Source organism: Flavobacterium enshiense, from assembly GCF_040750275.1.
Classification (GTDB): Bacteria; Bacteroidota; Bacteroidia; order Flavobacteriales; family Flavobacteriaceae; genus Flavobacterium; species Flavobacterium enshiense_B.
In genome coordinates this window covers 541,858-567,058 of sequence record NZ_JBDOCV010000002.1, presented here as the reverse complement: position 1 = coordinate 567,058, position 25,201 = coordinate 541,858, and the positions used below count along the sequence as shown (strand labels likewise).

General features: G+C 37.4%; 21 protein-coding genes and 1 tRNA gene. 7 read left to right on the top strand and 15 right to left on the bottom strand.

From position 1 onward, the window contains the following. Positions 1-141: 141 nt before the first annotated feature. On the bottom strand, positions 142-2,742 hold the full coding sequence (gene clpB / locus ABGT15_RS05470) for an ATP-dependent chaperone ClpB (protein WP_367230406.1): 2,601 nt from the start codon (positions 2,740-2,742) through the stop codon (positions 142-144). Between the two features lie 154 nt (positions 2,743-2,896). Here clpB and ytxJ point away from each other — a divergent pair, with 154 nt between their 5' ends. Then, complete coding sequence (gene ytxJ, locus ABGT15_RS05465) at positions 2,897-3,283, top strand: bacillithiol system redox-active protein YtxJ (protein ID WP_367230405.1); 387 nt, start codon at positions 2,897-2,899, stop codon at positions 3,281-3,283. Between the two features lie 53 nt (positions 3,284-3,336). On the opposite strand, the gene ABGT15_RS05460 is transcribed toward ytxJ, so the two are convergent. The 5 genes from ABGT15_RS05460 to fahA form a co-directional block, all read right to left on the bottom strand. After that, positions 3,337-5,754, bottom strand: a complete 2,418-nt coding sequence (locus tag ABGT15_RS05460) for a TonB-dependent receptor domain-containing protein (RefSeq protein WP_367230404.1) — start codon at positions 5,752-5,754, stop codon at positions 3,337-3,339. A gap of 182 nt (positions 5,755-5,936) precedes the next feature. Continuing rightward, positions 5,937-7,391, bottom strand: a complete 1,455-nt coding sequence (locus tag ABGT15_RS05455) for an N-acetylmuramoyl-L-alanine amidase (RefSeq protein ID WP_367230403.1) — start codon at positions 7,389-7,391, stop codon at positions 5,937-5,939. A 3-nt stretch (positions 7,392-7,394) separates the two neighbouring features. Then, positions 7,395-8,237, bottom strand: coding sequence for a TolB family protein (locus ABGT15_RS05450; RefSeq protein ID WP_367230402.1), 843 nt, complete (start codon positions 8,235-8,237; stop codon positions 7,395-7,397). A 102-nt stretch (positions 8,238-8,339) separates the two neighbouring features. Continuing rightward, positions 8,340-9,524, bottom strand: coding sequence for a hypothetical protein (locus ABGT15_RS05445; protein ID WP_367230401.1), 1,185 nt, complete (start codon positions 9,522-9,524; stop codon positions 8,340-8,342). Positions 9,525-9,702: 178 nt separating this feature from the next. Beyond that, a complete protein-coding gene (fahA, locus tag ABGT15_RS05440; protein WP_367230400.1) occupies positions 9,703-10,986 on the bottom strand; it encodes a fumarylacetoacetase in 1,284 nt (427 codons plus the stop codon). 112 nt (positions 10,987-11,098) lie between these two features. Between fahA and glyA the strand changes: the two genes are divergently transcribed. Further along, the gene (glyA, locus tag ABGT15_RS05435) at positions 11,099-12,373 is read left to right on the top strand and encodes a serine hydroxymethyltransferase (protein ID WP_367230399.1); all 1,275 of its coding nucleotides are present in this window, start codon (positions 11,099-11,101) and stop codon (positions 12,371-12,373) included. 49 nt (positions 12,374-12,422) lie between these two features. On the opposite strand, the gene ABGT15_RS05430 is transcribed toward glyA, so the two are convergent. Next, positions 12,423-13,151 (bottom strand): sulfite exporter TauE/SafE family protein, encoded by a 729-nt coding sequence (locus ABGT15_RS05430; RefSeq protein ID WP_367230398.1) that lies wholly within the window; start codon positions 13,149-13,151, stop codon positions 12,423-12,425. 152 nt (positions 13,152-13,303) lie between these two features. Between ABGT15_RS05430 and ABGT15_RS05425 the strand changes: the two genes are divergently transcribed. The 4 genes from ABGT15_RS05425 to ABGT15_RS05410 all read left to right on the top strand — a co-directional run bounded on the left by ABGT15_RS05425 (position 13,304) and on the right by ABGT15_RS05410 (position 17,133). After that, entirely contained in the window at positions 13,304-13,975 is a 672-nt protein-coding gene (locus tag ABGT15_RS05425; protein WP_367230397.1) for a hypothetical protein, read from the top strand. Between the two features lie 133 nt (positions 13,976-14,108). Then, complete coding sequence (locus ABGT15_RS05420) at positions 14,109-15,197, top strand: efflux RND transporter periplasmic adaptor subunit (RefSeq protein ID WP_367230396.1); 1,089 nt, start codon at positions 14,109-14,111, stop codon at positions 15,195-15,197. After that, positions 15,197-16,453 (top strand): ABC transporter permease, encoded by a 1,257-nt coding sequence (locus tag ABGT15_RS05415; RefSeq protein WP_367230395.1) that lies wholly within the window; start codon positions 15,197-15,199, stop codon positions 16,451-16,453. Before ABGT15_RS05420 ends, ABGT15_RS05415 begins: the two co-directional genes overlap by 1 nt. A gap of 2 nt (positions 16,454-16,455) precedes the next feature. Beyond that, a complete protein-coding gene (locus ABGT15_RS05410) occupies positions 16,456-17,133 on the top strand; it encodes an ABC transporter ATP-binding protein (RefSeq protein ID WP_367230394.1) in 678 nt (225 codons plus the stop codon). Here the strand turns inward: ABGT15_RS05410 and ABGT15_RS05405 are convergent. The 4 genes from ABGT15_RS05405 to ABGT15_RS05390 form a co-directional block, all read right to left on the bottom strand. Further along, positions 17,130-17,705, bottom strand: a complete 576-nt coding sequence (locus tag ABGT15_RS05405; RefSeq protein WP_367230393.1) for a pentapeptide repeat-containing protein — start codon at positions 17,703-17,705, stop codon at positions 17,130-17,132. The genes ABGT15_RS05410 and ABGT15_RS05405 overlap by 4 nt on opposite strands. Positions 17,706-17,733: 28 nt before the next feature. Then, entirely contained in the window at positions 17,734-18,120 is a 387-nt protein-coding gene (locus ABGT15_RS05400) for a response regulator (RefSeq protein WP_367230392.1), read from the bottom strand. 2 nt (positions 18,121-18,122) lie between these two features. Beyond that, complete coding sequence (locus ABGT15_RS05395) at positions 18,123-20,327, bottom strand: sensor histidine kinase (RefSeq protein ID WP_367230391.1); 2,205 nt, start codon at positions 20,325-20,327, stop codon at positions 18,123-18,125. 271 nt (positions 20,328-20,598) lie between these two features. After that, positions 20,599-20,672: transfer RNA gene (locus tag ABGT15_RS05390), tRNA-Arg, on the bottom strand. Positions 20,673-20,746: 74 nt separating this feature from the next. Between ABGT15_RS05390 and ABGT15_RS05385 the strand changes: the two genes are divergently transcribed. Continuing rightward, positions 20,747-21,259, top strand: a complete 513-nt coding sequence (locus ABGT15_RS05385) for an adenine phosphoribosyltransferase (protein WP_367230390.1) — start codon at positions 20,747-20,749, stop codon at positions 21,257-21,259. Here the strand turns inward: ABGT15_RS05385 and ABGT15_RS05380 are convergent. From ABGT15_RS05380 to ABGT15_RS05365, 4 genes are all read right to left on the bottom strand, one after another. Continuing rightward, on the bottom strand, positions 21,256-21,396 hold the full coding sequence (locus ABGT15_RS05380) for an SsrA-binding protein (RefSeq protein ID WP_367230389.1): 141 nt from the start codon (positions 21,394-21,396) through the stop codon (positions 21,256-21,258). The two genes, ABGT15_RS05385 and ABGT15_RS05380, sit on opposite strands and share 4 nt — an antisense overlap. Before the next feature lie 68 nt (positions 21,397-21,464). Continuing rightward, a complete protein-coding gene (locus ABGT15_RS05375) occupies positions 21,465-23,348 on the bottom strand; it encodes a M56 family metallopeptidase (protein WP_367230388.1) in 1,884 nt (627 codons plus the stop codon). Positions 23,349-23,353: 5 nt separating this feature from the next. Beyond that, complete coding sequence (locus ABGT15_RS05370; RefSeq protein WP_367230387.1) at positions 23,354-23,713, bottom strand: BlaI/MecI/CopY family transcriptional regulator; 360 nt, start codon at positions 23,711-23,713, stop codon at positions 23,354-23,356. A gap of 255 nt (positions 23,714-23,968) precedes the next feature. Next, complete coding sequence (locus tag ABGT15_RS05365) at positions 23,969-25,183, bottom strand: MDR family MFS transporter (protein WP_367230386.1); 1,215 nt, start codon at positions 25,181-25,183, stop codon at positions 23,969-23,971. Positions 25,184-25,201: the final 18 nt, after the last annotated feature.

The following is a 25,201-nucleotide window of genomic DNA, read 5'->3' as shown; positions in this document are numbered from 1 at the left end:
TCGGGTATAACCAAAAACCAAAATAAAAAATATGAAATCGCTACTAACAACAAGTTTGCGAAAGCAAACTCCAATAAATAAATGCGATTCCCTATATGACCTCTAATAAATGAATTTTACATATAGGAAAAACTAATTACTTTATTCTTTGTGGGACTGGTTCCTAAAAACCAATTCTCCGTTAAAACTATCCAGCAAGATGATGCTATCGGTCGTTATTTTTCCCGCGAGAATTTCCTTTGAAAGCTGATTTAAGACTTCTTTCTGGATCACTCGTTTTACCGGTCTTGCTCCGAAAGTCGGATCGTATCCTTTTTCAGATAAGTAGGCGATTGCTTCCGATGTGGCGTCCATTGTAATGTGCTGTTGTGCCAGCATTTTGATAACGCTTTTCAGTTGCAAGCCTACGATTTCACGAATGTTGTCACCAGTTAACGGTGTGAACATTACGATTTCATCGATACGGTTGATGAATTCCGGACGCACCGTTTGTTTTAGCAAGTTTAACACCTCAACTTTTGCTGCTTCTGTTGCCGCTTCGATTCCTCCCTTGAGGTTTTCGAATTTCTCTTGTATGATGTGACTTCCCATATTGGATGTCATGATGATGATCGTGTTTTTAAAATCGGCCAAACGTCCTTTGTTGTCGGTTAAACGTCCTTCGTCCAAAACCTGTAACAAGATGTTGAACGTGTCCGGATGCGCTTTCTCGATTTCATCAAGCAATACCACAGAATACGGTTTTCTTCGAACGGCTTCGGTAAGCTGACCGCCTTCGTCATACCCCACATACCCCGGAGGTGCACCAACCAAGCGGCTTACGCTGTGACGTTCCTGATATTCGCTCATGTCAATTCGGGTCATGGCGTTTTCATCGTCGAACAGATATTCTGCCAGCGCTTTTGCCAATTCCGTTTTACCAACCCCGGTTGTTCCCAGAAATAGGAAGGAACCGATAGGTTTTTTAACGTCCTGTAATCCGGCGCGACTTCTGCGAACAGCATCACTGATGGCCTGAATCGCTTCTTCCTGGCCGACTACTCTGCGGTGTAACTCATCTTCGAGTTTTAATAACTTTTCGCGCTCGCTTTGCAGCATTTTGGTAACGGGAATTCCGGTCCATTTGGCTACAACTTCGGCGATGTCGTCGTGCGTTACTTCTTCTTTGATTAGCGATTTATCCGATTGATTTTCTTGTAACTGTTTTTGCAATGCGTCCAATTTTTCCTGTGCTTCCTTGATTTTTCCGTAACGGATTTCGGCTACTTTTCCGTAATCGCCATCGCGTTCGGCACGTTCGGCTTCAGCTTTGAAATCTTCAATTTGCTGTTTCACCGATTGGATGTTGTCTACCAAATCTTTTTCTGATTTCCAACGGGTATAGACTTCGTTGCGTTCTTCTTTTAGGTTTGCTAAATCTAAACCAAGAACTTTTAGTTTGTTTTCGTCATTTTCACGCTTAATTGCTTCGATTTCAATTTCCAGCTGCATGATTTTTCGATCCAAAACGTCTAACTCTTCCGGTTTGGAGTTGATTTCCATGCGTAGTTTCGAAGCGGCTTCGTCCATTAAGTCGATGGCTTTATCCGGTAAGAAGCGATTGGTGATATAACGCTGTGACAATTCTACCGCGGCAATAATTGCATCGTCTTTGATTCGTACTTTATGGTGCGTTTCGTATTTCTCTTTGATTCCGCGTAAGATGGAAATGGCACTTTCGGTATCCGGTTCGTCAATATTAACCTTTTGGAAACGACGTTCTAAAGCTTTGTCTTTTTCGAAATACTTTTGATATTCGTCTAAAGTTGTAGCTCCTATGGCTCTTAATTCACCACGTGCTAGAGCTGGTTTTAAAATGTTTGCTGCGTCCATAGCGCCTTCGCCACCTCCGGCACCCACTAAAGTGTGGATCTCGTCAATGAAAAGTACAATGTCGCCTTCCGCGGAAGTTACTTCTTTTACTACGGATTTTAAACGCTCTTCGAATTCTCCTTTGTATTTTGCTCCGGCGATTAAGGCTCCCATATCCAAAGAGAAAACGACTTTGTCTTTTAGGTTTTCGGGAACGTCGCCAGCTACGATTCTGTGTGCTAATCCTTCGGCGATGGCGGTTTTACCTACTCCCGGTTCACCAATTAACATCGGATTGTTTTTAGTTCTTCGGGATAAAATCTGCAACACACGGCGGATTTCTTCATCACGACCGATTACAGGATCGAGTTTGCCATCGTTCGCTAATTGATTTAAATTCTTTGCGTATTTGTTTAAAGCGTTATAAGTTTCTTCGGCAGAAGCGGACGTTACGCGTTCTCCTTTACGGATTTCGGCAATCGCGGCTTCCAATCCTTTTTCAGTTACACCTTGGTCTTTTAATATTTGGGCAACTTTGCTTTTCGATTTGAAAATGGCTAAAATTAAATGCTCAATCGAAACGTATTCGTCGTTCATTTTTTTAGCGATGATGTTGGCTTCGTTCAAGGCAGTACCGGCTTCACGGGAAAGCATAATTTCGCCGCCCGAAACTTTCGGGAAACTCTGAATGGTGCTGTCGAGAATTTGTTTGAACAGGTTTACGTTTACATTCAGTTTTTTTAAGATGAAAGGGGCAACATTTTCGTCCACCTCTAAAATTCCTTTAAAGATGTGCTCGTTTTCCAACTGCTGTTGGCCGTTGACTTGTGCAATTTGCTGTGCTTGCTGTAAAGCTTCTTGCGATTTAATTGTTAAGTTATTTAAGTTCATAATGTTAAATGCTGTATGTCTGTTGTTGTTTTTGTTTAGCTTTGTAATCAAATAGACAATTTGTGTTCCAACCTATAAAATCAAGACAAAATGACTGATTTTCAATGGTTTTGGAAATTAAATCAAGACAAAATGTCCGAAATTATGACAAACTATGAGCTTTTTTAAAACTATTTTTGGTGAATCCGGTAGTGAGAAACCCGAAGCTAAAGTGAATTGGGAACCTTTAAACGAATTACATCAGTTAGAGGAAATCGTTAAACAATCAACTGAAAAGCCCATACTTATCTTTAAGCACAGCACGCGTTGCAGTATCAGCAGAATGGCTTTGAAGCAGTTTGAAAATACCTTTGATTTTCACGACAAAATTACGCCTTATTTTTTGGATTTATTGGAATTCCGACCGGTTTCCAATGAAATCGCCGCGTTGTTCGATGTAACGCATCAATCGCCGCAACTTATTGTAGTCAAAGATGGTAAAGCTGTTTACGATGCTTCCCACAGCGATATCGATTCGCAAGATTTAATCCGATATATTTAAAAAAAGAACCTGCTTATTAAAGCAGGTTCTTTTTTATAGGTTAGGTTTTGTTTTTAAAACATTCCGCCACCTTGTTTTTCGTTAGTATCCCTTTGTTTTCTGTCAAGTGCTTTGTTTTTACCGCTTCCAAATCGGTAACTGAAGTTTATGTTAACCGTTTGACTTTCCCATTTGAATGTACCGTTAATGTTTGCCGGCTCGGTTGAATAAAAACGCGATTTCATGGTTTTGAAAATGTCATTAACACGTAAACTTAAAGAGCCTTTTCCTTCGAATAAATCCAATCGTGTTCCTAAATCGGTTTTCCACATATCTTTATTGGAAAATTGTAAACCGCGTCGTTCTCCGGAATACATTGTAAACCAAATCAATCTGAAGTTTTTGGTAACTTTAAAAGTGTGGTTCATTCTTGAATTGAATAGGTTTGCATTTATTTTTTCTTCATATAAATTACCGTCACTTTTTTCTATGATTCCCTTTGTATTGTTGAAATAATTATCGATTCCAAAGTTTACATTCCACCACTTCTTAAATTCGTAATTACCGGAAAGTTCCAAACCATATTCCTGATTTTTATCAAAATTTGTAAAGGTCATTAATTGTTTTGTAGGCTCGTACGGGTTGCTGGTTAATACCTGATTGATTTCGTCTTTGATAAATCTGACAAATGCTCCGGCAGTAATGCTTCCTTTTTCCAGTTTTCGGGTATAGTTGGCTTCTATTGAATTTGTAAATTGAGGTTTTAATTCAGAATTACCTATTTGCTCAATAGTAGAGGCGCTCCATTGTCTGATTTTGTTTACCTGATGCATGTTGGGTCTGTCAACTCTTCTGGAATAGTTAAAGTTGAAAGAATTATTTTCAGACGGATTGTATGTTAAGAAAGCGGAAGGGTAAGCTGTGAAAATATAATCGCTGAAAGTTTCATTTGCAAATCCTGTTTTTTTGAATGTACCTTTTACATCGTAGCTTTCCAGTCGTAAACCTACCTGATAACTCCATTTTGTGTATTGCTTGCTAAAGTTTCCATAAGCCGATTGAATATTTCGTTCAAAATTGAAGTCTGCATCAAAATTGTCGTTTACAAAAAAGGTATTTGAAGTTTCATCAAATCGGCTTTCAAGGCCTAATTCGATCTTAGTGGTTTCGTTTATCGGGTTAACAAAATCAATGTTTCCAATAAAATTTTTCCCGTCTTTTGTGACGTTGTTTTTTCGTAGAAAAGTATTGTTTCCGTCAACAAACAAACTATTTTCTGGAGATTCGTCCGTATTGTAGTTGGCTTCGATGTCTAATGTTTTATCTTCTTTATCAAAAATATGTTTGTAGGCTAAATTATAGGTTTGATTTTTTGATTTTCCGGTAGAATTTTGAATTTGAGCCTGATCCGTTGTTGCTGAATCATAATAATTTACACCATTTTCAAATTTAAAAACAGGGCTGTTAAAGGTTTGCAGCGTGTAAAATGATAAAGTGTTTTTTTCATTTATATAGTAATCCGTGCCTAATTTGGTAAAATGCTCTTTGTTGAATTCCGTAATCTTAAAGGATAAATCATAATCGTTAGCACTGTTATAATTGTCCCAATGAACAATTCCTTGGTTTATATTTTTCCCATGATTTAAGGAATAAGTGCTGTAAAAATTGAACTTATTAACCTTATAATTCATGTCAAGTGAGCCGTTAAATTTTGGAACGATACCAAAAACCACCCCTGTATTTACATTACCATTAAAGCCGAGCATTGAATTTTTGTTCAAAACGATATTAATGATTCCGCTCATCCCTTCCGGATTATATTTGGCCGATGGATTTGTAATCAATTCAATTTGTTTGATGGATGTGGATGGTATTTGTTGTAAAGCCTGAAGCGCTGTTAAGTTAGAAGGCTTTCCGTTGATAAGGATTTTTACATTTTCATTGCCTCTTAAACTTACGGTATTGTTTTGCAGGTCTACGCTTACCGTTGGGATATTGTTCATTATTTCCGCTGCAGTTGCGCCTGTTGCCTGTAAATCTTTCCCAACCGTAACAACTTTTCTGTCAATTTTTTGAACAATGGCAGTTTTGTCTTTTGTGATGACCACTTCACTTAATTGTTTTGCTTCTTCTTCTAGCGAAACCGTTTTTAAGTTGATGTTTTTTTCCTCCTTAGTTAAGTTTACCGAGGTTTCAAATTTTGTATACCCTATAAATGCAATTTCGATTTTTAAGTTTTTTAGCGGTAAATTGCTTAGGTTGAATGTTCCGTTTTCGTTTGTAAGGCTTCCGGAAATTACTTTGTCCTCGTCTTTTACTGTAATCGTTGCATAAGGTAAAGGATCCTTTGTTTTACTGTCGATTATTTTCCCGCTTAAAGTTCCTGTGGCGTCAATTTTAACAGCAGTGTTAATTGTTGAAGGAACAGATTGTTGCGCTTGCATACTAGCTATAGAAGCCAATAAGCAAAACATGATAGCTTTTACTTTCATTTGATTTAAATTTTGATTGATGATGGGGACAAAGCTAATGCAAAAAATAATACTATGCAATACAAGGTACTTTTTTATTTTTGATTTTTTTTGCTTTATCATAAGAATGACGAATGAGCAGGCGATTTGTAAAATAAAAAAGCAAAAAAAATCCGAAGTTTTTTAACCCCGGATTTTTAAAATTATTTTTTAATGATTTTCCTGAAATACTCTTTACCGTCAATGTTTGCTTTCAGAAAGTAAATTCCGCTGGCAAAATTGCTGATATCGATTGTTTTACTTTGTTTGTCAGATGTTACCTTTTCGGATAAAATTATTTTTCCATTCGTATCCATTACCATAATATCGAAGTTTTCAAATGTTGCTCCTTCAAATGTTATTGTTATAAAATCATTGGCTGGATTAGGATAAACAGATAATTGCGGTTCGGTACGAACAGTATTCTCATCCGACATTTTAGCACAACTGATGGCAGTAACCGATCTTGTTCCGTTTGAGTTATTCACGTTACCGGCACTGTTTTTTGCTTTCATGTAATAAGTATATGTTGTGCCGGCCGTAATCAGATAAGTATTCAGAAAGGTTGTTCCGGTTACATCTGAAGCGTAGAGATTTCCATTGCGGTAAATGTCATAGCTCGTTACATTGGCGGAAGCCGTCCAAGTTAAATTGATTGCGCTTGTCGATCCGCTGCAAGTTGCCGTTGCCGTTAAGGTAAAGGAGCCCGGTGCACAAGTTATTGCCGTGGCAGACAAGGTTCCGTTAGAATTATTGGTTGTTCCGGTTGCATTTTTTGCTTTGATGTAGTAAGTATAAGTTGTTCCAACTGTTATGTAAGTGTTCAGAAATTGGGTTCCTGTGATGTTGCTTGCATAAAGTGATCCGTTTCTGTAAATATCATAGGAAGTTGCATTAGCTGAAGCCGTCCAATTCAATCGGATTTGGCTGGTTGTTCCGCTGCATTCCGGAGTTGTTGTCAACGTAAATGCTCCTGGAATTGGTGCAGAACAAGTAACTCCCAAGTTGGATTTTAAAGAATTAAAATAGGAGAGGGCAAAGGTATCCCGCCAAGTTGAACTAGTCAGTTTGGTTGCATCCGCAGTATCCACAAAACCAATTTCATTTAAGCACGCCGTTGCCGAAGAGTATTTCAGTACTCCTAAATGATAGGCTAAAAAGCTGTTGTCTTCCACACATCTGCGGTTGTTCCATGAACCATTCGTAGCCATATCGTTTTGAATTTTCTGAGCAAAGGCAATATCGGGTGTGGTGTTGGTGTCACTATCAGTACAATAAAAAGTTTCGGTTCCTGTTCCACCGCCAGCGTTACAATGAATGCTCAATAAACGGTCAGCATTCCAGTTGTTGGCCATAGTAGCGCGTTGCGTTACCGAAATCCAACTGTTTAAATTAGTCGTTCTAGTCATTTGCACAGTCCAGGCCGAACAGGAATTCTGGATTAACGTTCGGGTTCGCAAACCAACTTCTAAAGACGTTTCGATTTCTGTTGCGGTTCTGCCGTCCGGGTTGTCACTTGTTGTGGCTCCGTAACCGTGTCCGGGATCAATGACTACAATTTGTGCATTAATGGCAAGTGTAGCAAACAAGCTGAAAAGTATAGTAAATAGCTGTTTCATGACTTACAGTTTTAAAGTTGAGGTATAAATCTTTCCGGTTTTTTCATCGGAGAAAATGATTTGATTGTTACCGTACAATGATGGAAACATTTCAATTTGATTTTCTGTGGAAGTTAATTTGGAAGCTCTTGAATTTTCAACATCAAACAGTATTATTTCCGAATTACTTACGGAATGTCCGTCATGGCTTTCATCTAAAAAACCGATAAGATATTTGTCGTCCGAAGACCATGAAGTCGCAATTCCCTGACCAATGCGTTTTCCTTTGTCTGTACCGTTGATATCATAAACCCAAATATCTGCGCCATTATGAACGGCTACTTTCTTTCCGTCGTTGGATATGATCGCATTGTAAAATTGTCCTTCGTTGTTGGTAACGATCCAGCTTTTTGAGGTTTTTAAATTGGTTGCTTCAATTTTTAAAGAGGAGGGATTGGTATGTACAACGATTTCATTTTTTCCGTTATAAGAAGGAAGAAAATTGTGATTCAACTCCAGCGATTTAGACTTTTTTTGACTGATGGAATATGCCTTGACTTTAGAATCTGAAAAATAATCTTTCTCACCTTTTTCTTTGAAGTAGAATGTTTTGCTGTCCGGACTCCAAGCATAACCGTAACCGTTTCCGTCTTTAGGAGAAATTGGCGTAATTTTTTTGGTTGTCATATTCAGAAGATAAACCCCATGATTGTGTTCCTGTGTAAGTAATGCATACTTACCGTCTGGTGAAGCTACAGGATTAGTAAATGAACCTTTAAGACTAATTTCTTTAGGCTTGGAGAATTCCTGCGCCTGCAACTGAATCCCCAGAAGCAATGTGGCACCGAGTAAAAATTTTGTTTTCATATTAAATTGTTTTTGATAAAGTAGTAAATGTATTACAAAATAATTATAAAACAAAAAAAAACACCTTGATAATAAGGTGTTTATATTGGTGGCTTTTAGATGTTACCTTCGGAATTTATTTCGGGTAATAATGTTTTTAAGTTTGGCTTTCAAATCTTCTCCGGTATCATACACCATTTGTTCATTGCTTGGGAACGGAACGGCTCTCTTGTCAAAGAAAGGAAGGTAATTATCGTCGCAAGCACGCTTATCACCATTGTAATTAGCGTAAATGTGTTCGAAATTGAATTCACTTGCCAGCGGGAAAGTTTCAATCAATTGATTGGTTCTGAAATCAATATAATCTACTTTAGCCGTTACTTGACAAGCCTTGAACTGTCGGAACTCGTAGATATTCACGCGAATCGTTTTAAAATTATCCACTTTAATCGGGTTTCCTAAACTGTCTTTTACAACATTTCCGTTGGCATCCAACAATGTTTTTGTACCGTCTTTAATCTGTTTTTCTTTGATGAACTCTTTCTCTTTTACTTGTTCCGGTGAAATGTTAATCTGGCGGAAATTCACAATCATTCCATAATCATAGGTAATACCTTTCTGGCGGTTGCTGTGGTAAACCGTCCATTTGTCGTTTAATCCGAAAGTACTGAAATCCAGTAAATCGCTCTGTAAACGGGCTGGAATAATCATGTTGGTTTCATTCTTTGTATACACGTTTACGAAATCTGTTCCTTTAAACTGCGCTTCGTCCATTAATTGTTTTACATCTTTGTAGCCTGGGTTGATTTTTTCCAGATAAATAAAATCATCGTAAGCACGACGGTAACTCATTTTGTCATTGGTCTTTAATAATAACTTAGAGTTGTCATAAAGATATTTAGACAAGGCGTTTTTGCTGTTTACAATCTGATCTGAATAATCTTCGAAAGGGAAAATAGCATTTCGGCCTTCTTTCATCAATCGCAAAGGCAATAACGGACGGATTTTCTCCTGACGCGCATTCAATTGCAGATAGGTGTTGTATATCTTTTCCAGATTGGCAGGGTTCGCATCTTTGGCCAGCATGTCCACGGTTCGTAAATCGCGTTCTTTGGCTTTAGCGAAAGCTTCTTCCATTAAGTATATGTAATCCTGTTTCCCTTTGGAGGTTTTGTTGGTACGTAAAGCTTCGGCAGCACGATGAATGGCACCATCATAATCTCCGTCACTTAACATGCTTTGTGTTTGTTTTACACCGCAGGAATACACGAAAAGCAACAATAAAAAAAGTGAAGTAATTTTCTTCATAGACTGTAAGTTTTAGCAAAAATATAATTTTTCAGGAGCTTTTCCCGCTATCCACTATATCTTTTTGTAATACAAAAAAGTATTACAAAAAGGATGCCGTTTCTATCGGGGCTAGAGAATAGTCATAAAAAAACAAAAAAAAAACTCCGAAAGGACATTTCGGAGTTTTCTGTTTTAATTATTTCGTTGGAATAGGAGGAAGCAACTTGCTTGAAACTTCTCCAAACCCTATTCTTACGGTATCATTTACACAATAACCTCTTATGATAACCGTATCACCATCGTTAATAAATTTACGCTCAGAACCGTCTTTCATCGGGATAGGATTTTTTCCGCCCCAAGTCAATTCCAACATTGAACCGAACGAATCTTCCGTAGGACCTGAAATCGTACCGGATCCCATCATATCACCCGAGTTGATTCGGCATCCGTTGATGGTGTGGTGTGCCAATTGCTGGCTCATTGTCCAATACATATATTTTAAATTCGATTTACTAACCACAGTTTCCTGATTGTTATCCGGTGTGATTGATACCTCTAAATTAATGTCAAAAGCGTGGTCACCAGTTTGTTGTAAATACGGAAGCGGCGTTGGCTCTTGCTTAGGCGATGCACAACGGAAAGGCTCCAATGCATCCATAGTTACAATCCATGGCGAAATGGATGAAGCAAAGTTTTTTGCTAAGAATGGCCCTAGCGGCACATATTCCCATTTCTGGATGTCACGTGCAGACCAGTCGTTCAATAATACCATTCCGAAGATGTAATCTTCCGCTTCACCAACCGGAATGTTTTCTCCCATGATGTTAGCATCGGTAGTAATGAAAGCCGTTTCCAATTCGAAATCCACTAAACGGGAAGGACCAAAAACCGGTGCAGTTGCATCCGCAGGCAGTGTTTGTCCCATTGGGCGGTGTACCGGAATTCCCGAAGGCACTATCGTAGAGCTTCTTCCATGATAACCCACCGGAATGTGTAACCAGTTTGGCAACAAAGCGTTTTCCGGATCACGGAACATTTTTCCAACGTTGGTAGCGTGTTCTTTACTGGAATAGAAATCAGTGTAATCACCAATATGAACCGGTAATTGCATTTCCACATCGTTAATATTGAACACTACTACGTCACGGTGAGCATTATTATCTCTTAATTCGGAATTGTTAGCGTCGAAGATGTCTGCTAAACGGTTACGAACCAATCTCCAGGTTTTCTTACCGTCTCCGATGAAATCGTTTAAAGTGTCCTGCATGAACATATCGTCTGTTAATTCGATTCCTTCGAAATAACCGAGCTGTTGTAAAGCACCCATGTCAATAGCGAAATCGCCAATTCTTGTACCGATGGTTACTACATCTTCTTTAGTGATAAAAACTCCGAAAGGAATATTCTGAATGGGGAAATCACTGTTTTCAGGAACTGACAACCATGATGTTCTATTAGGATCGTTTGCTGTTATAGGCATGATGTTGTGTTTTTAGTAAATGTTGAATTTTCAATCATCAAATATACTTTGTATTGGGATTTTACCAAACTCTTTTCGTATTTTTGAGCTCGATTTAACAAATTTATTGAAAATGCAACGCGACGAACAAATTTTCGACTTAATTCTTGAAGAACAAGACAGACAAATCCACGGATTAGAACTTATTGCATCCGAAAACTTTGTAAGCGACCAGGTGATGGAAGCTGCGGGTTCGGTATTAACCAACAAATATGCAGAAGGCTATCCTGGAAAAAGATACTATGGAGGATGTGAGGTAGTAGATGTTATAGAACAAATCGCCATTGACAGAGCCAAAGAACTTTTTGGTGCTGAATACGTTAATGTACAACCACACTCAGGTTCTCAGGCAAATACGGCTGTTTTTGCTGCTTGCTTAAAACCGGGAGATAAAATTTTAGGTTTTGATTTATCACATGGTGGTCACTTAACGCATGGTTCTCCGGTTAATTTTTCCGGTAAATTGTACAATCCGGTTTTTTACGGAGTAGAGCAGGAGACAGGTCGTTTGAACTACGATAAAATTCAGGAAATCGCAACCAAAGAACAACCGAAATTAATCATCGCGGGTGCTTCGGCTTACTCCCGTGATATGGATTTCAAACGTTTCCGTGAAATTGCAGATTCGGTTGGAGCAATCTTAATGGCCGATATTTCACACCCGGCAGGTTTAATTGCAAAAGGGTTAATGAGCGATCCAATTCCTCATTGTCATATCGTAACGACAACTACGCACAAAACATTGCGTGGCCCTCGTGGCGGAATGATCATGATGGGTAAAGATTTCGAAAATCCATGGGGCTTAACGACTCCAAAAGGTGAAATCCGTATGATGTCACACGTTTTGGATATGTCGGTTTTCCCTGGAAATCAAGGAGGTCCGTTAGAGCACATTATTGCTGCTAAAGCGGTTGCCTTTGGTGAAGCATTGACAGATGAGTTCTTCAACTACGCTATGCAGGTTCAGAAAAATGCTAAAGCGATGGCAGAAGCATTCGTAAAAAGAGGATACAACATCATTTCCGGCGGTACAGACAACCACATGATGCTAATCGACTTGAGAAACAAAGGAATCTCTGGTAAAGAAGCAGAAAACGCGTTGGTAAAAGCTGAAATCACAGTTAATAAAAACATGGTTCCTTTTGATGATAAATCGCCATTTGTAACGTCAGGTATCCGTGTAGGAACACCTGCAATCACGACTCGTGGATTGGTGGAATCTGATATGGAAACGGTTGTGGATATGATCGACCGTGTGATTATGAACCATACTAACGAAGAAATGTTAGAGCAAATTGCCGATGAGGTAAACGATATGATGAGCGAAAGAGCAATGTTTGTTTTCTAGTCATCATTGTAAATCATAAAAGAAAGTCTCTCAGTTTTGAGGGACTTTTTTATTTAAAGAAATAATTCACTGATTGCACCACCGAAGTAATCAAAATCACGCCCAAAACAATATAACGGAAATATTTTTGCGAAGTTCTTTCCAATATTTTTTTTCCGATCCAGGTTCCTAAAATGCTAACAACAATTAGTCCTGGAATATAAATAATGTGTTCTTTCAGAAAATAACCGTTGTAAATGTAAATAACCGCACGACTGGAATCGACGCCTAAATCGATTAAAGCGGAAGTGGCGATGAAAATGTCTTTTTGCAAATTGAAAGCTGTCAAAGTCAAACCACGAATAGCGCCACCGGTACCGATTAATCCTGCTAAAAATCCGGATAGCGTTCCTCCTATAAAAAGGTTTTTGTTGTTTTTCTCAATCGTCTTGTTAATATTGAAGATTAAGTAAACTGATAACGCCAGCAATACAAAACTCATACCGAGTTCAATTTCTTTTTGAGGGATGTATTTTGTCAATAAGGCACCGATAATTACAAATACTATAGCTGGTATTCCGAGTTTGATGAAAATGGATTTATCAATGCCTTTGCGAAACAGCATGATTTTTGAAATATTACTGAAAACATGGAACACAGCAGTAATACCCAGAACGATTTTAAAGTCGAAAAACAAAGCCGCTAAAGGAACAAATAAGATGGATGATCCGAAACCGCTTACTGTTCCAATGATTTCGGCAATTAATGCTAAAACAAAAAAGATTAAAAGGTCTTCCATTTCACTCGGGTTTGCAGTCAAATTTAACCATTTTTAACGCTTTCTGTGAAAAATTTATGAATGGAATAGTTTTTGATTTACTATTTTTGAAAATGTAATTCGCAGAACATCACTAAAAATAATGTTTTGTGATGTAAACCAATCATAAACAAGTGAAACAAATTATTACCGGATTATTGTTGTTGACCCTTTCCGTAAGTGCTTTTGCCCAAAAAGACAAAGGGTTGAATTCTATAGCTATTCCGCAATCTAAAAATCCGGATGTGGAACTTGTTCCTAAAAAAGAAGCTGAGTCAAGATTTCAGGCAATTGATTTCAGCCCTTCTATTTATGATGAAAATAAACCGTTGACATTCCCTAAAGAAAATAAATCGTTTGAAATAGGAGCAAACAATGCATCGGTTAAAAAAGAAGTGTTTGCCAATCCGAGAGAAATTCCAAAAAATGCGCTTCCTAAGAATCACGGCGATGAAAACACTAAAGTATTCAGGAGAAATCAGTCATTTGGGGAGTTTAAAACCAAATCTGCTATGGTGAAGATATTGTACCGCGATCACATGGCGGAAGATGGGGATATGGTGAAAATTTATATTAACAATATGGTGGTTGTAGCTCAGGTTCAGTTAATCAATAATTTCAGAACTGTTGAAATCGGATTGACACCTGGCTTTAATAAAATTGAATTTGAGGCGTTAAATCAAGGTACTTCAGGACCTAATACTGCTGAATTTCATGTTTTTGATGATAAAGGCAATCAGATTACAGCGAATCAATGGGATTTGGCCACAGGATTTAAAGGCTCCGTAATGATCATCAAAGAATAATACAATTCAACTCCAAACTTCATTTTGGAGTTTTTTTATGACCTTTATCAGTAATTCCTTCATAAAATTCCAGTAAATTTGATAGTATGAAGTGGACATTTATTAGTCTGACTCTCAATCAAATCCAGTTATAATGAGGTTAAAAGCGATTGTTTCTGTTGGAGTTATTCTGTTATTAACGGCTTGCAAAAATGATAGTTCTGCAATTCAGCCTACCGTTGGCAGTATTACGCAAAGCGTTTATGCTTCGGGAATTGTAAAAGCTGACGGACAATATATCGTTTATCCGTCTGCAAGCGGTGTATTGCAAAAAATTAGCGTAACTGTTGGTGATACCATTGAAAGCGGTCAATCGTTGTTTGAAATCGATAGTGATAAAGCACAACTCACCACGGAAAGTGCCCGTTTGGCTTATCAGTTAAGTAATGAAAACAATCGGTACGTCCAAGACAAAATTGCCGAATTACAATTAGCCGTGGAAAATGCAAAAGACAAACTGAAACTCGACGAATCCATATACAACCGAAATGTAAAAGTAAAAGACCAAGGTGGAATTTCTGAAGTTGATTTTGAACGGGTTGAGCTGACTTATAAGAGTTCCAAATTGGCCTATGAAACTGCGCAAAAGAGGTTAAATCAATTCCGGATTCAATCAAAGAATGAACAATCCCGAAGTAATGTAAATCTTCGTTTAAGTGAAAAATCCCAAAGTGATTTCACTGTTAAAAGTGCTTTCTCCGGACAGTTGTTTGATATTCTGGTAGAAGAAGGAGCGTTGGTCTCTCCGCAAACGCCTATGGCTGTAATTGGTAAAGCAAATTCTTTTCTGCTGGAATTGGAAGTCGACGAAAATGATATGGTTCAGGTAACAATAGGACAAAAGGTGTTAGTTACGATGAACAGCTATAAAAATCAGGTTTTTGAAGCCAAAGTGCAGAAAATCTACCCGATTATGGATGAACGTTCCCGAACCTTTAAAATTGAAGCATATTTCATTAAAACACCTTCTAAGCTTTACCCCAATTTAACCGCAGAGGCAAACATCATCATCCGTGAAAAAAAACAGGCAATTACCATTCCAAAGGATTATTTAATAGACAAAGAATATGTTTTGGTAAACCGGAATGAAAAGCGCAAAGTTAAAACCGGACTCTCCGATTATCAGAAGGTGGAAATTGTGGAAGGTTTGAAAAAAGACGAAACCATTTATCTCAAAGAATAATGAATTACAGACTGGTACTGAATATCGCTGTTCATTTGCTTAGGGCCCGGTTCAAACAAACGGTTGTGGCTGCAGTGGGTGTGACATTCGGTATTGCCATGTTTATTACGTTGCTCGGTTTTATGAATGGTTTGAACGATATGCTGGACGATTTAATGCTTAACAGAATCCCACATGTTCGGTTGTTTAATGAAATTAAGCCTTCTGAAAATCAACCGGTTGAATTGTATGAAGCCTATGAAAAAAGTACCAATTTTATCAATTCAATCAAACCTAAGGACAGAGGTAAAGCCATCTACAATGCAAAAACCATTATTAAAATCTTAAAGGAAGATAAACGTGTGGTGAATGTTGCCCCTAAAGTGACAGCACCGGTGTTTTTCAATTCGGGAACCCTTGAAATTTCAGGCGTTCTTAACGGAATTTCAGTCGCTGAAGAAGAAGAACTGTTTAAATTCAGCGATTGTATGATTGACGGTAACGTAACTGATTTAGAACAGAATAACAGTATTGTCATCGGATCCGGACTGGCCAAAAAAATGATGCTCGTAAAAGGGGATTTTATAAAAATAACGACTCCGAAAGGCAATTTAGCTGCTTTAAAAATTGTTGGGATATCGCAAATTGGTGTTGCGGAAATGGACGATACCATGAGTACAACCTCTTTAAGTACTTCGCAAAAAATTTTAGGGGAGACTACAAATTATATCACGGATATTCAGGTAAAGTTGCACGACATAAACAGCGCACCGCAAGTAGCTAAAGAATTCAGTAACAAATTTGATACCGATGCCATTGATTATCAAACCACAAACGCACAATTTGAAACCGCGAACAATGTAAGAACTACGATTTCGTATGCTGTTGGAGTTGTTTTGCTGATTGTGGCGGGTTTCGGAATTTATAATATACTGAACATGATGATTTATGAAAAAATGGACAGCATTGCTATTTTGAAGGCTACAGGTTTTTCAGGTAAGGATGTAAAATGGATTTTTATTTTGCTTTCCACAATTATAGGTTTGTCCGGAGGAATATTAGGATTGGTTTTCGGGTATATATTTTCCAGTATTATTGATACAATCCCTTTTGAAGCCACTTCTTTTCCAACTATTAAAACCTATCAAATTAACTACAGCCCGGCTTTTTATTTCATAGGAATAACGTTTGCTTTATTCACGACCACTTTAGCAGGACTTTTACCGGCTATCAAAGCTAGTAAAATTGATCCTGTGGAAATTATTAGAGGAAAATAATCATGAGTAATAAAGTATTGGAAACCAAAGGACTTACAAAGTATTTCTACGAACCGACAAAATTTAAAGTGTTGGACAATATCAATTTGAGTATCAATCACGGCGAATTTGTTTCGATTGTCGGGAAATCCGGCTGTGGAAAATCAACTTTGTTGTATCTGTTATCTACGATGGATACGGATTATGAAGGAGAGATATTCATTCATGAGGAATCGGTTACCGGAAAATCGGATATTGATTTGGCCCGCATCCGCAATGAAAAAATCGGTTTTGTTTTCCAATTCCATTATTTGCTTTCCGAATACAATGTACTGAAAAACGTAATGCTTCCCGGATTGAAATTGCAACAATATGAAGAAGCTGAAATAGAACATCGTGCAATGGAACACTTAAAAGTTCTCGGCATGCAGGATCAGGCGCTCAAAATGTCTAAACAGCTAAGTGGCGGGCAAAAACAAAGAGTTGCCATTGCAAGAGCCTTAATCAATGACCCTTTGATAATTATGGGCGATGAACCAACAGGAAATCTGGATAAAAAAAACAGTGATTTGGTGTTTGATATTTTTAAAGAGCTCACACAAGAAAAAAATCAGACGCTTTTAGTGGTTACCCACGATACCGATTTTGCAGCGCGAACCAACCGAATCATTACCATGGAAGACGGTAAGATTATTATCTAGTCTTTTATTACCAGATTGTATTTTGTTAACAAGCCTTTTATACCTTCCGATGAAAAAATTGCGCGTTTCAGTTTGGTTTTCTCGGGATCGATGTTGAAATCGTAGCTGGTATAAAAATCGGCTTTTTCACAGTTGGCATCGGTAAATACGGTCATTCGCAGGTTGCAATTGTCAAAAAGAGCTTCGGATAAATCGGTTTGCATAAAATCGACACTTACCATGCTGCAATTGGTAAACGTAATTTTTTTCAGTTTCAGTGCGTAAAACTGTGCGTAATCCAGTAAACAAGTGTTGAAATGAAATTCATGAATCATTTGATCGGTCATCGCAAAATTTACGGAAGTGAAATTGCAATGGTTAAAAAGAGCGTTACGAAAACCCACATGGCCTATTTTGGCTTCTTTAAAGTTGCATTCGTAAAAAGTACAGTCAATAAAAAGTGTTCCTGAAAAATTGGCTTGTGTAAAATCGCAGTTGATAAAAGTGCAGTTTTCAAATTCTTTTAATTGAATTTCGTAAGCAGAAAAAATATTGTTTTTATATTCTTTATCGTAAATGAAATCGGAAGTCATTGCGTTTTGTTTGACACAAATATAACTATTAATGCTCAGCTATCATTTTTAGTTTTTCCAAATCGATAGGTTTGCTCAGAAAGCACTTTACAAAATCATATTTTTCAGCTCTCAACTTATCTTCAGTAGCAATGGAGGAACTCACAATGTAAATGCTTTTAATTTGGGTGGATTGTGATTCAAACTGAAATGTCATTTCGTTTAGAAAATCCCAGGCATCCATTTGTGGCATTTCAATATCCAGAAGAATTACATCTGGGAACGAATCTGTTTTTGTTAAATGATGAATAGCATCTTCACCGCTTCTAAAGGAAAATGTGTCCGAAAACAGGCCGGATTTATCAATCAGTTTTTGGGTGACGAGTTGATAAATAGGATCGTCGTCTATTATGCATATCGTTTTAGATCGGAGCATTTTTATTTAAAATAAATTATGAATACAGTTCCATTGTTTAATCCGCTCTCTACTTCAATTCTTCCATTCATGGCGTCAATCTGGTTTTTGGTTATAAACAGACCGATTCCTCTCGATTCCGGATTATTGGTAAACGTTTTGTACATGCCAAAAAGTTTTTCACCATTTTTGTTTAAATCAATTCCTATTCCATTGTCTTTGATTTTCAATATTTTAGATCCTTCTGTTTCGGAGTACGACAATTCTATGATTGGTTTTCTTTCCGGATGTCTGTATCGGATAGAATTTGATATCAGATTAAGCAATACACTTTCAAGGTAAGCAGGATTAAATTTCACAGTAACGTAATCCGGTACATTATTGATGATTTCAACATTGTTTTTTTCGATTTGATCCCTTAGGATTTCCTGAACTCTATTAATAAACCGGTTGAGGTTTAAATGCTCAATTAGAGGATTTATGTTTGTTTGGATGGAAACTACTTCGTTGAGGTTGTCCATCGTTTCATTTAAGGTATTTGATACTGTTTTTAGAAGTTCGAGCAGTTCCAGCTGTTCTTTTTTATCTTCGCTTAACTCGATTAAATTGATAAGTGACTGAATATTACTGGTATGAGATCTTAAATTATGGGATACAATGTGTGAGAAATTGAGCAGTCTTTTGTTTTGTTCCGATACCAGTTTAAAGGAATTGCTCAGTTCAATTTCTATTTGTTTCGATTTTGTAATGTCTATTAAAATCCCTCTGAATTTAAAGGAGCCGTCTTTCTCAATAAAAACATTAACGATATCCCGTACCCAAACCAAGCTTCCGTTTTTGGAGATCATACGGTATTCGTGTACATGTGGTTTTTTTAAACTCGACCATTGGTTGGTAAGTTCGATTACCTTTTCCCGGTCTTCAGAATACAGATGGTTGTACCAAAAGTTGTCATCATTTATCCACTCTTCAGAGGTGTACCCCAAAATAGATTCAGATTGCTTGCTGATGAAGGTAACGCCAGGTCTGTCCGGATAACCTTCCCATACGATTCCGTCTATGGTATTAATAAGCGACTCTAAACTTAATCGTGATTGCAGCAGTTCTTTTTCATACTGTTTTCTTTTTGTGATGTCCTCAACAATGGTCATGTGTGTGGTCGGGTTTTCGCCTTTTCTCCAAAGTGGTGTAACAGTAATATTTACCCAAATCAGGTGCCCTGTTTTGTTATGATATCTTTTTTCAAGTGAAAAACCGTTAATATCACCATTTTTAAGCAAGTTCATGTGTTTGGTGTCGTTTTCATGATCATCCCGGTGCGTAATCATCATCACAGTCATTTCCTTTAATTCATCTCTGGTATATCCGGTTAGGTCACAAAATTTGTTATTGACATCTATGTATGCACCAGTAATGGAATTTGTATGTGTAATTCCTAGTCCTGCATTGTCAAAAATCGATTTAAACAGAAATTCACTTTTAATTAGTTTTTCGGTTTGCTCTTTTACCAATTTTTGTAAATCGGAAGGTTTTTGAAGAATGTTAGTAATAAACATTCCGCAAATCAGTGCCAGGATAAAAGCAAGAATAAAAATAGGAACGGTGAGCCATAATAACTTGGATTCGTTTTTTTGAATCATGTATAGTGTCCAATCGCCTTCAGGTATGGTAACACTTTTATAGGTTTTATCTTTGAAAAATGATTTGTCTTCTAAGAAAAAAACTTCTTTATCCCCGGTGCCATTCTTTTTAGAAAGTTGAAAGTAGTATTTATCACTGCTGAAGTTTTTAATTCCGGACGATTCTATAAATGTTGAAAAACGAATAACCACGGCGGAAAAACCCCAAAATTTACCTTTTTTATAAATAGGAAGTCTGCCGACAATTCCTGTTCCGCCTTGTTTGAGACGAACCGGTCCCACATAGTACATTTTTTGCGTACGAACAGCTTTTAACGCTGCTTCCCGATGCAAAGTACTGTTCAGGATGTCAAAGTCTGTGGCGGCTTCATTTCCCTTTAGAGGGTAGGTGTATTTGATTACACCGTTAGGAACAAGCTGAACAGCATCAATCGCGTTGTTACTGCTTATCAGTTTTTTTCCAACCTCCTCAAAATTGTTTACATTTCCATTGTCGTCAATAGTGAGAGCAAGGCTAATTGTAGTCGCGTAACTGTTTTTTAGGGATTGCTCAATGTTTTGATGTACTACGGCAAGTATATTGCTCATATCATCGAGCTGTTTGTTTTTAACAACGAGATATTGCAGGAAAATAGTAGCATTAAGCCCGATAAGCATAATAAAAAAAATAAGCAGCCCTGATGTTTTAGGACGACGAAGGAACCAGTTGCTTATTTTATCAAACCCCATTTTGAATAAACTATGTAACGGATTAATTACTATAAATATAATTAAAAATCAGTTAATTGTGACTAAAATTGAGGGTAAGCTAAAAGATTCGGGGAAATCCATAAAAAAACCCTGCAAAAGCAGGGTTTTGTGACCTCGACAGGATTCAAACCTGTAACCTTCTGAGCCGTAATCAGATGCGCTATTCAGTTGCGCCACGAGGCCGTTGTTTTAACGGGTGCAAATATAGGAAGAAATGTGTAACTTGCAAATCAAAATCAAATAAAAATTTAAAAAAAATGTCGTTACAACAGTACATCCGTGATATTCAGGATTTTCCGAAAGCAGGAATTGTTTTTAAAGATATTACCCCGCTTTTATCCAGTCCGGAAGCAACTAGGGAGTGTTTAGCTTTGTTAATCAGTAGCTTAGGTGAAAAAAAGATAGATAAGGTAGTTGGAGTCGAGAGTAGAGGCTTTTTCTTCGCCACACTTTTGGCACACGAGTTAAATGCAGGTTTTGTTCCGGTACGAAAACCTAATAAATTACCTTTTGAAACGATTTCCGCTTCTTATGCTCTAGAATATGGTACCGATACGCTTGAAATTCATACAGACTCCATTCAAAAGGGAGATAAGGTTTTAATTCATGACGATGTATTGGCTACAGGAGGCACAGCAAAAGCAGTTTGTGAATTGGTTGAAAAATTAGGTGGAGAAATCGTGCAATGCAACTTCCTGATGGAATTATCGTTTCTTAACGGTAGGGAAAAACTCGGGAGTAATGAAATTTTCGCCGCTTTAACATATTAATCTAATGCTCTTGTAGTTACATAATAGCGATAAGCGATAACGGCTTTCTGCCAGTTTTTGGCTTTGGCTAAATCGAGTCTTTGTTTTGTAAAACTGGGTAAAATCAGTTTGTTTATTTTGGCTAATAGTTTGAACATAAATATATTGTTTCCTTCAAAAGTATGAAATAAAAAAGACCGCAGCAGCTGCGGTCCTTTCTTTTGTATTAAGCTTTTTTATCTTTTAAAGATGATTTTACTTTTTCTAACTCAAGTTTTGCTTTTTGCATTTCCTCTTTTGCTTTTTGCATTTCCTGCTTCATTTTTTGCATTTCTTCACGCATTTCTTCATGCATTTTTTTCATTTCAGGTTGTGCTTCTCGCATGCGTATTTTCGCTTTTTCCATTTCAGGACGCATATCTTTCATGCGCTTTCTGGCTTCTTCCATTTGGATTTTGGCCCCTTCCATAGCTTCTTTTTGAATTTTATGGATTTCTTTTGAAGTGATGACGATATCGCCGTCTTCATTTTTAAAGATGAAATCTTTCGGACCTTTTTCGCCTTTAGGTCCTTTAGTATCAAATGAAAACGTAAAAGCTTTTTCCATGTCTTTGAAGTCCATATCACCTAGGATATCTTCACTTACTTTTTCGCCATTAACCCAAACTTCTTTTTTATTGCCGTTTTGTTTTACCACGACACTTTTCTTCATCATTTTTGGAGCATCGGGAGCCTTTGGAGTATCGGGAGCGCCTGGAGCATCGGGAGTGCCTGGAGCGTCTGGTGGTAGGGGAGGATCAATTCCTAATACATCTGCCCAGTCGAAATCGCCTTCATCACCTTCAATAATCACCTCAACATCTTCACCTTCGTCGTTTAAGCGTTGGATTTTATGAATTTTTGCTAAACCTTCTCTAGGACCTTTTCCTCGTGGTGTACCGAAACCAATGGCTGTTTTTCCGTTTTCATCGATTTCTTTAAAGAATTGAATCGGTTGGATTGGCTCATCGCTGGTTACTTGCGTTGTACCTTTTTTACCGTCTTTGTCTTTGTATTCTACTTTAATGGCGGTAATTTCCCCTTTGCTGTTTCGTTTAACTTTCGAAACTTTTAAAGTTACTCCAAATTCACTTTTAAGCATTTCGGCATCTTTTTTAATTTCGGCATCGGAAGAGTTTTTGTCGATTACCACAGAAACCATTTTTTGATTTGCCTCACGGTTTTCAACTTTTGGAAGTACTTTTTCCTGAGCCAAAACTTTCATTTGGAACTGGAACATGAAGAAAGCCAGAAGCGGTAATACCACAAAGTACTTCCAGGCGTTCTTTTTGCTTGATTGATTGGTGTTTAACATAACGATTCGTTTTTTGATTAATGATTGATAAAAAGGATTGGTGATTGCAATGCATTGCGACTGCATTGTTACTTTTAATAAGGTTTTCTGATAACTTTTAATGTCGATGATGTTTTTTGTCGCCTCGGCATCGGCAATGAATTCAAGGTTTTGTGCTATTGCTTTTTTGTACAGCCAAACAATCGGGTTAAACCAGAATGTGATGCAGAATATCTGAGCGATCATCATATCCAGCGAGTGTTTCTGTGCGCTGTGTACTTGTTCATGCTGTAAAATGTTCTCTAATTCGTCTTCTCTAAATGAGTTTGAATTGTAAACGATATAATTAAAGAAGGAAAAAGGCGATTGGACTTTATCGGTATCGATTAAATAGAAATTACTGCGTTTGATGGCTTTCGGTTTCTCTATAAGCTGTTTTATGGCGAAACAATCAATAATGAACTTGATTAAGAATACCGCGATTCCTATTCCGTATACAATTCCTAAAACCATAAACCAATTAATCTCAAAGCCAGATTCTTCAGCCGGAGCATAGGTAAGCGGAAGATCCGAATACTCATAAACCGGCGCCGGATCCACCAAAATCACTTTAGTGTACGTGACAAACGGTAAAACCATTGAAGTAACCAATCCGGCCAGTAAAAACCAGCGGTTCGAATTGAAAAACGTTTCTTTTCGAAGGAATAGTAAGTAGGCGACATAAAACACACCCATCAGGGCACTTACTTTAAGCAGATAAATTCCAAAAGCTTCCATAGGCTTTATTTTTTCTGTTCGATCATTTCTAAAATTTCGCGTAATTCTTTGGCGCTGATTTTCTCTTCTTTGGCGAAAAAGGAAACCATGCTTTTATAGGAGTTGTTGAAATAATTTTCAATAGCGGTGTTCATAAAACCTTTACGGTAATCTTCTTTGGAAACGATAGGGAAGTACTGGTGTGTGTTCCCAAAGGCATTGTGCGACACATAGCCTTTCTCTTCCAAATTACGGATTATTGTAGAAAGCGTGTTGTAATGTGGCTGATCTTCAGTGATTTCTGCCAATACCTCTTTCACGAAAGCCTTTTGCAGCTTCCATAAAATGTGCATTACTTCTTCTTCTTTGTTGGTTAATTTTTGCATGATCTGTTTTTATTATTTGTTGGGCGTTACCACAAGGGTCCGGCTATTCGCTGAATCTTTTTATTTTGAAAAAAAAATAAAAAGGATGCCGCTGCTATCCCTAACGCATTCATATGCTCCTTACTCAAGCACAGAACAAACGTACAACTATATTTTTAGTTACGCAACTATTTTTTTAGTTGAATAACTAATTTTATAGTTTTATTAACAGATTAGGGGAATGTAAATTTAGGTAAATGCCTTAAAAAGAAAAAGTTAATTGTTTTCTTCTGCGAGCAGTTTCTTTAGATAAAGCGATAGGATCAAAGCAAAAGTACCAAGTAATCCCATGAACAACCAGTTTGCCTGATAGCCTTTCAGATCAACAATTTCAAATCCGATATTCGAACTCAGAATATGAGCCAAACTGTAAGCCATAGTAAAAATAGCCATATATCGGCCTTCATGCCCTTTCGGAGCCCGGCTCATAGCAAAGGAATTGGAAAACGGAAAAGCAAACATTTCCCCGAAGCTCATGAAAAACATCATGATAACAAGTATGCCTGCCCATTGATTAATCAGTAACAAATACATACTTATAGTCATTGCAAGCAAACCATAGGAGACAATTTTTACTTTGTCAATTTTTTTGCGTTCCACATAGCTCACAATAGCCATTTCGGAAAAGAAAATAATCAAACCGTTCATCATTAAAAGTAGTCCACTCTGAAACTCGGTTAAATTGAACTGCTCTTTATGATATAATGGCAGAGTGGTAAAGAGCTGGAAAAACAAAATTCCTGTAACCAAGCAGATGAAAAGGAAAATCCAAAAGGGAACATCTGTAAATACAGATTTGTTGGTTTGTTCAGTAGCTAATTCTTTGCTAATTACTTCTTTTTTCTTTTCCTTTACCATTAACCAAAAAATACTAATTGCAAGAATACAAGTTGCTCCGTCTACCCAGAATAACCCTTCATAACCAGCACTCATAATGATAAGGCCAGCCATTGCAGGACCAGCAGCAAAACCTAAGTTAATGGCTAATCGTACTAAGGTTAAGGCTCTGGTTCTGTTTTCCGGTTTAGCATAAACGCTTAACGAAACAAACATGGCAGGACGAAACATATCTGCTACAACCATAATTAAAAATATGGCAAGACAAAGTCCTGTAAAACTTGTTATGTATTGCAATGCAATAAAAGAAATTCCACTGGCAAATAAGCTGAAAACCATTATTTTATAGAACCCTATTTTATCTGATAGTTTACCACCCAGCCAAGAGCCAATCATCGAGCCTAATCCAAAACAAACCAAAACCCACTTTACCTGATCGTATGAAAAATCTAAATCTTCTTTTAAATATTTTGATAAAAAAGGCAACACCATCGTACCGGCACGATTGATAAAAGTTACCAGTGTTAGTATCCAGATTTCGCGTGAAAAACCTCTAAAATTGTTGATGTAGCGTTGAAAGGCGTTTAAAAGCATCGAAAGGAAAATTAAAGT

Bases quoted from the DNA above. Each gene is read 5' to 3' on its own strand.
- ABGT15_RS05410 (WP_367230394.1), top strand. From the start codon at position 16,456: ATGAGTAATAAAGTATTGGAAACCAAAGGACTTACAAAGTATTTCTAC.
- ABGT15_RS05405 (WP_367230393.1), bottom strand. From the start codon at position 17,705: ATGACTTCCGATTTCATTTACGATAAAGAATATAAAAACAATATTTTT.
- ABGT15_RS05445 (WP_367230401.1), bottom strand. From the start codon at position 9,524: ATGAAGAAAATTACTTCACTTTTTTTATTGTTGCTTTTCGTGTATTCC.
- ABGT15_RS05420 (WP_367230396.1), top strand. From the start codon at position 14,109: ATGAGGTTAAAAGCGATTGTTTCTGTTGGAGTTATTCTGTTATTAACG.
- ABGT15_RS05400 (WP_367230392.1), bottom strand. From the start codon at position 18,120: ATGCTCCGATCTAAAACGATATGCATAATAGACGACGATCCTATTTAT.
- ABGT15_RS05370 (WP_367230387.1), bottom strand. From the start codon at position 23,713: ATGCAAAAATTAACCAACAAAGAAGAAGAAGTAATGCACATTTTATGG.
- ABGT15_RS05365 (WP_367230386.1), bottom strand. From the start codon at position 25,183: ATGCTTTTAAACGCCTTTCAACGCTACATCAACAATTTTAGAGGTTTT.
- glyA (WP_367230399.1), top strand. From the start codon at position 11,099: ATGCAACGCGACGAACAAATTTTCGACTTAATTCTTGAAGAACAAGAC.
- ABGT15_RS05380 (WP_367230389.1), bottom strand. From the start codon at position 21,396: ATGTTCAAACTATTAGCCAAAATAAACAAACTGATTTTACCCAGTTTT.
- ABGT15_RS05385 (WP_367230390.1), top strand. From the start codon at position 20,747: ATGTCGTTACAACAGTACATCCGTGATATTCAGGATTTTCCGAAAGCA.
- ytxJ (WP_367230405.1), top strand. From the start codon at position 2,897: ATGAGCTTTTTTAAAACTATTTTTGGTGAATCCGGTAGTGAGAAACCC.
- ABGT15_RS05395 (WP_367230391.1), bottom strand. From the start codon at position 20,327: ATGAGCAATATACTTGCCGTAGTACATCAAAACATTGAGCAATCCCTA.
- ABGT15_RS05460 (WP_367230404.1), bottom strand. From the start codon at position 5,754: ATGAAAGTAAAAGCTATCATGTTTTGCTTATTGGCTTCTATAGCTAGT.
- ABGT15_RS05450 (WP_367230402.1), bottom strand. From the start codon at position 8,237: ATGAAAACAAAATTTTTACTCGGTGCCACATTGCTTCTGGGGATTCAG.
- ABGT15_RS05430 (WP_367230398.1), bottom strand. From the start codon at position 13,151: ATGGAAGACCTTTTAATCTTTTTTGTTTTAGCATTAATTGCCGAAATC.
- ABGT15_RS05415 (WP_367230395.1), top strand. From the start codon at position 15,197: ATGAATTACAGACTGGTACTGAATATCGCTGTTCATTTGCTTAGGGCC.
- clpB (WP_367230406.1), bottom strand. From the start codon at position 2,742: ATGAACTTAAATAACTTAACAATTAAATCGCAAGAAGCTTTACAGCAA.
- fahA (WP_367230400.1), bottom strand. From the start codon at position 10,986: ATGCCTATAACAGCAAACGATCCTAATAGAACATCATGGTTGTCAGTT.
- ABGT15_RS05455 (WP_367230403.1), bottom strand. From the start codon at position 7,391: ATGAAACAGCTATTTACTATACTTTTCAGCTTGTTTGCTACACTTGCC.
- ABGT15_RS05375 (WP_367230388.1), bottom strand. From the start codon at position 23,348: ATGGAAGCTTTTGGAATTTATCTGCTTAAAGTAAGTGCCCTGATGGGT.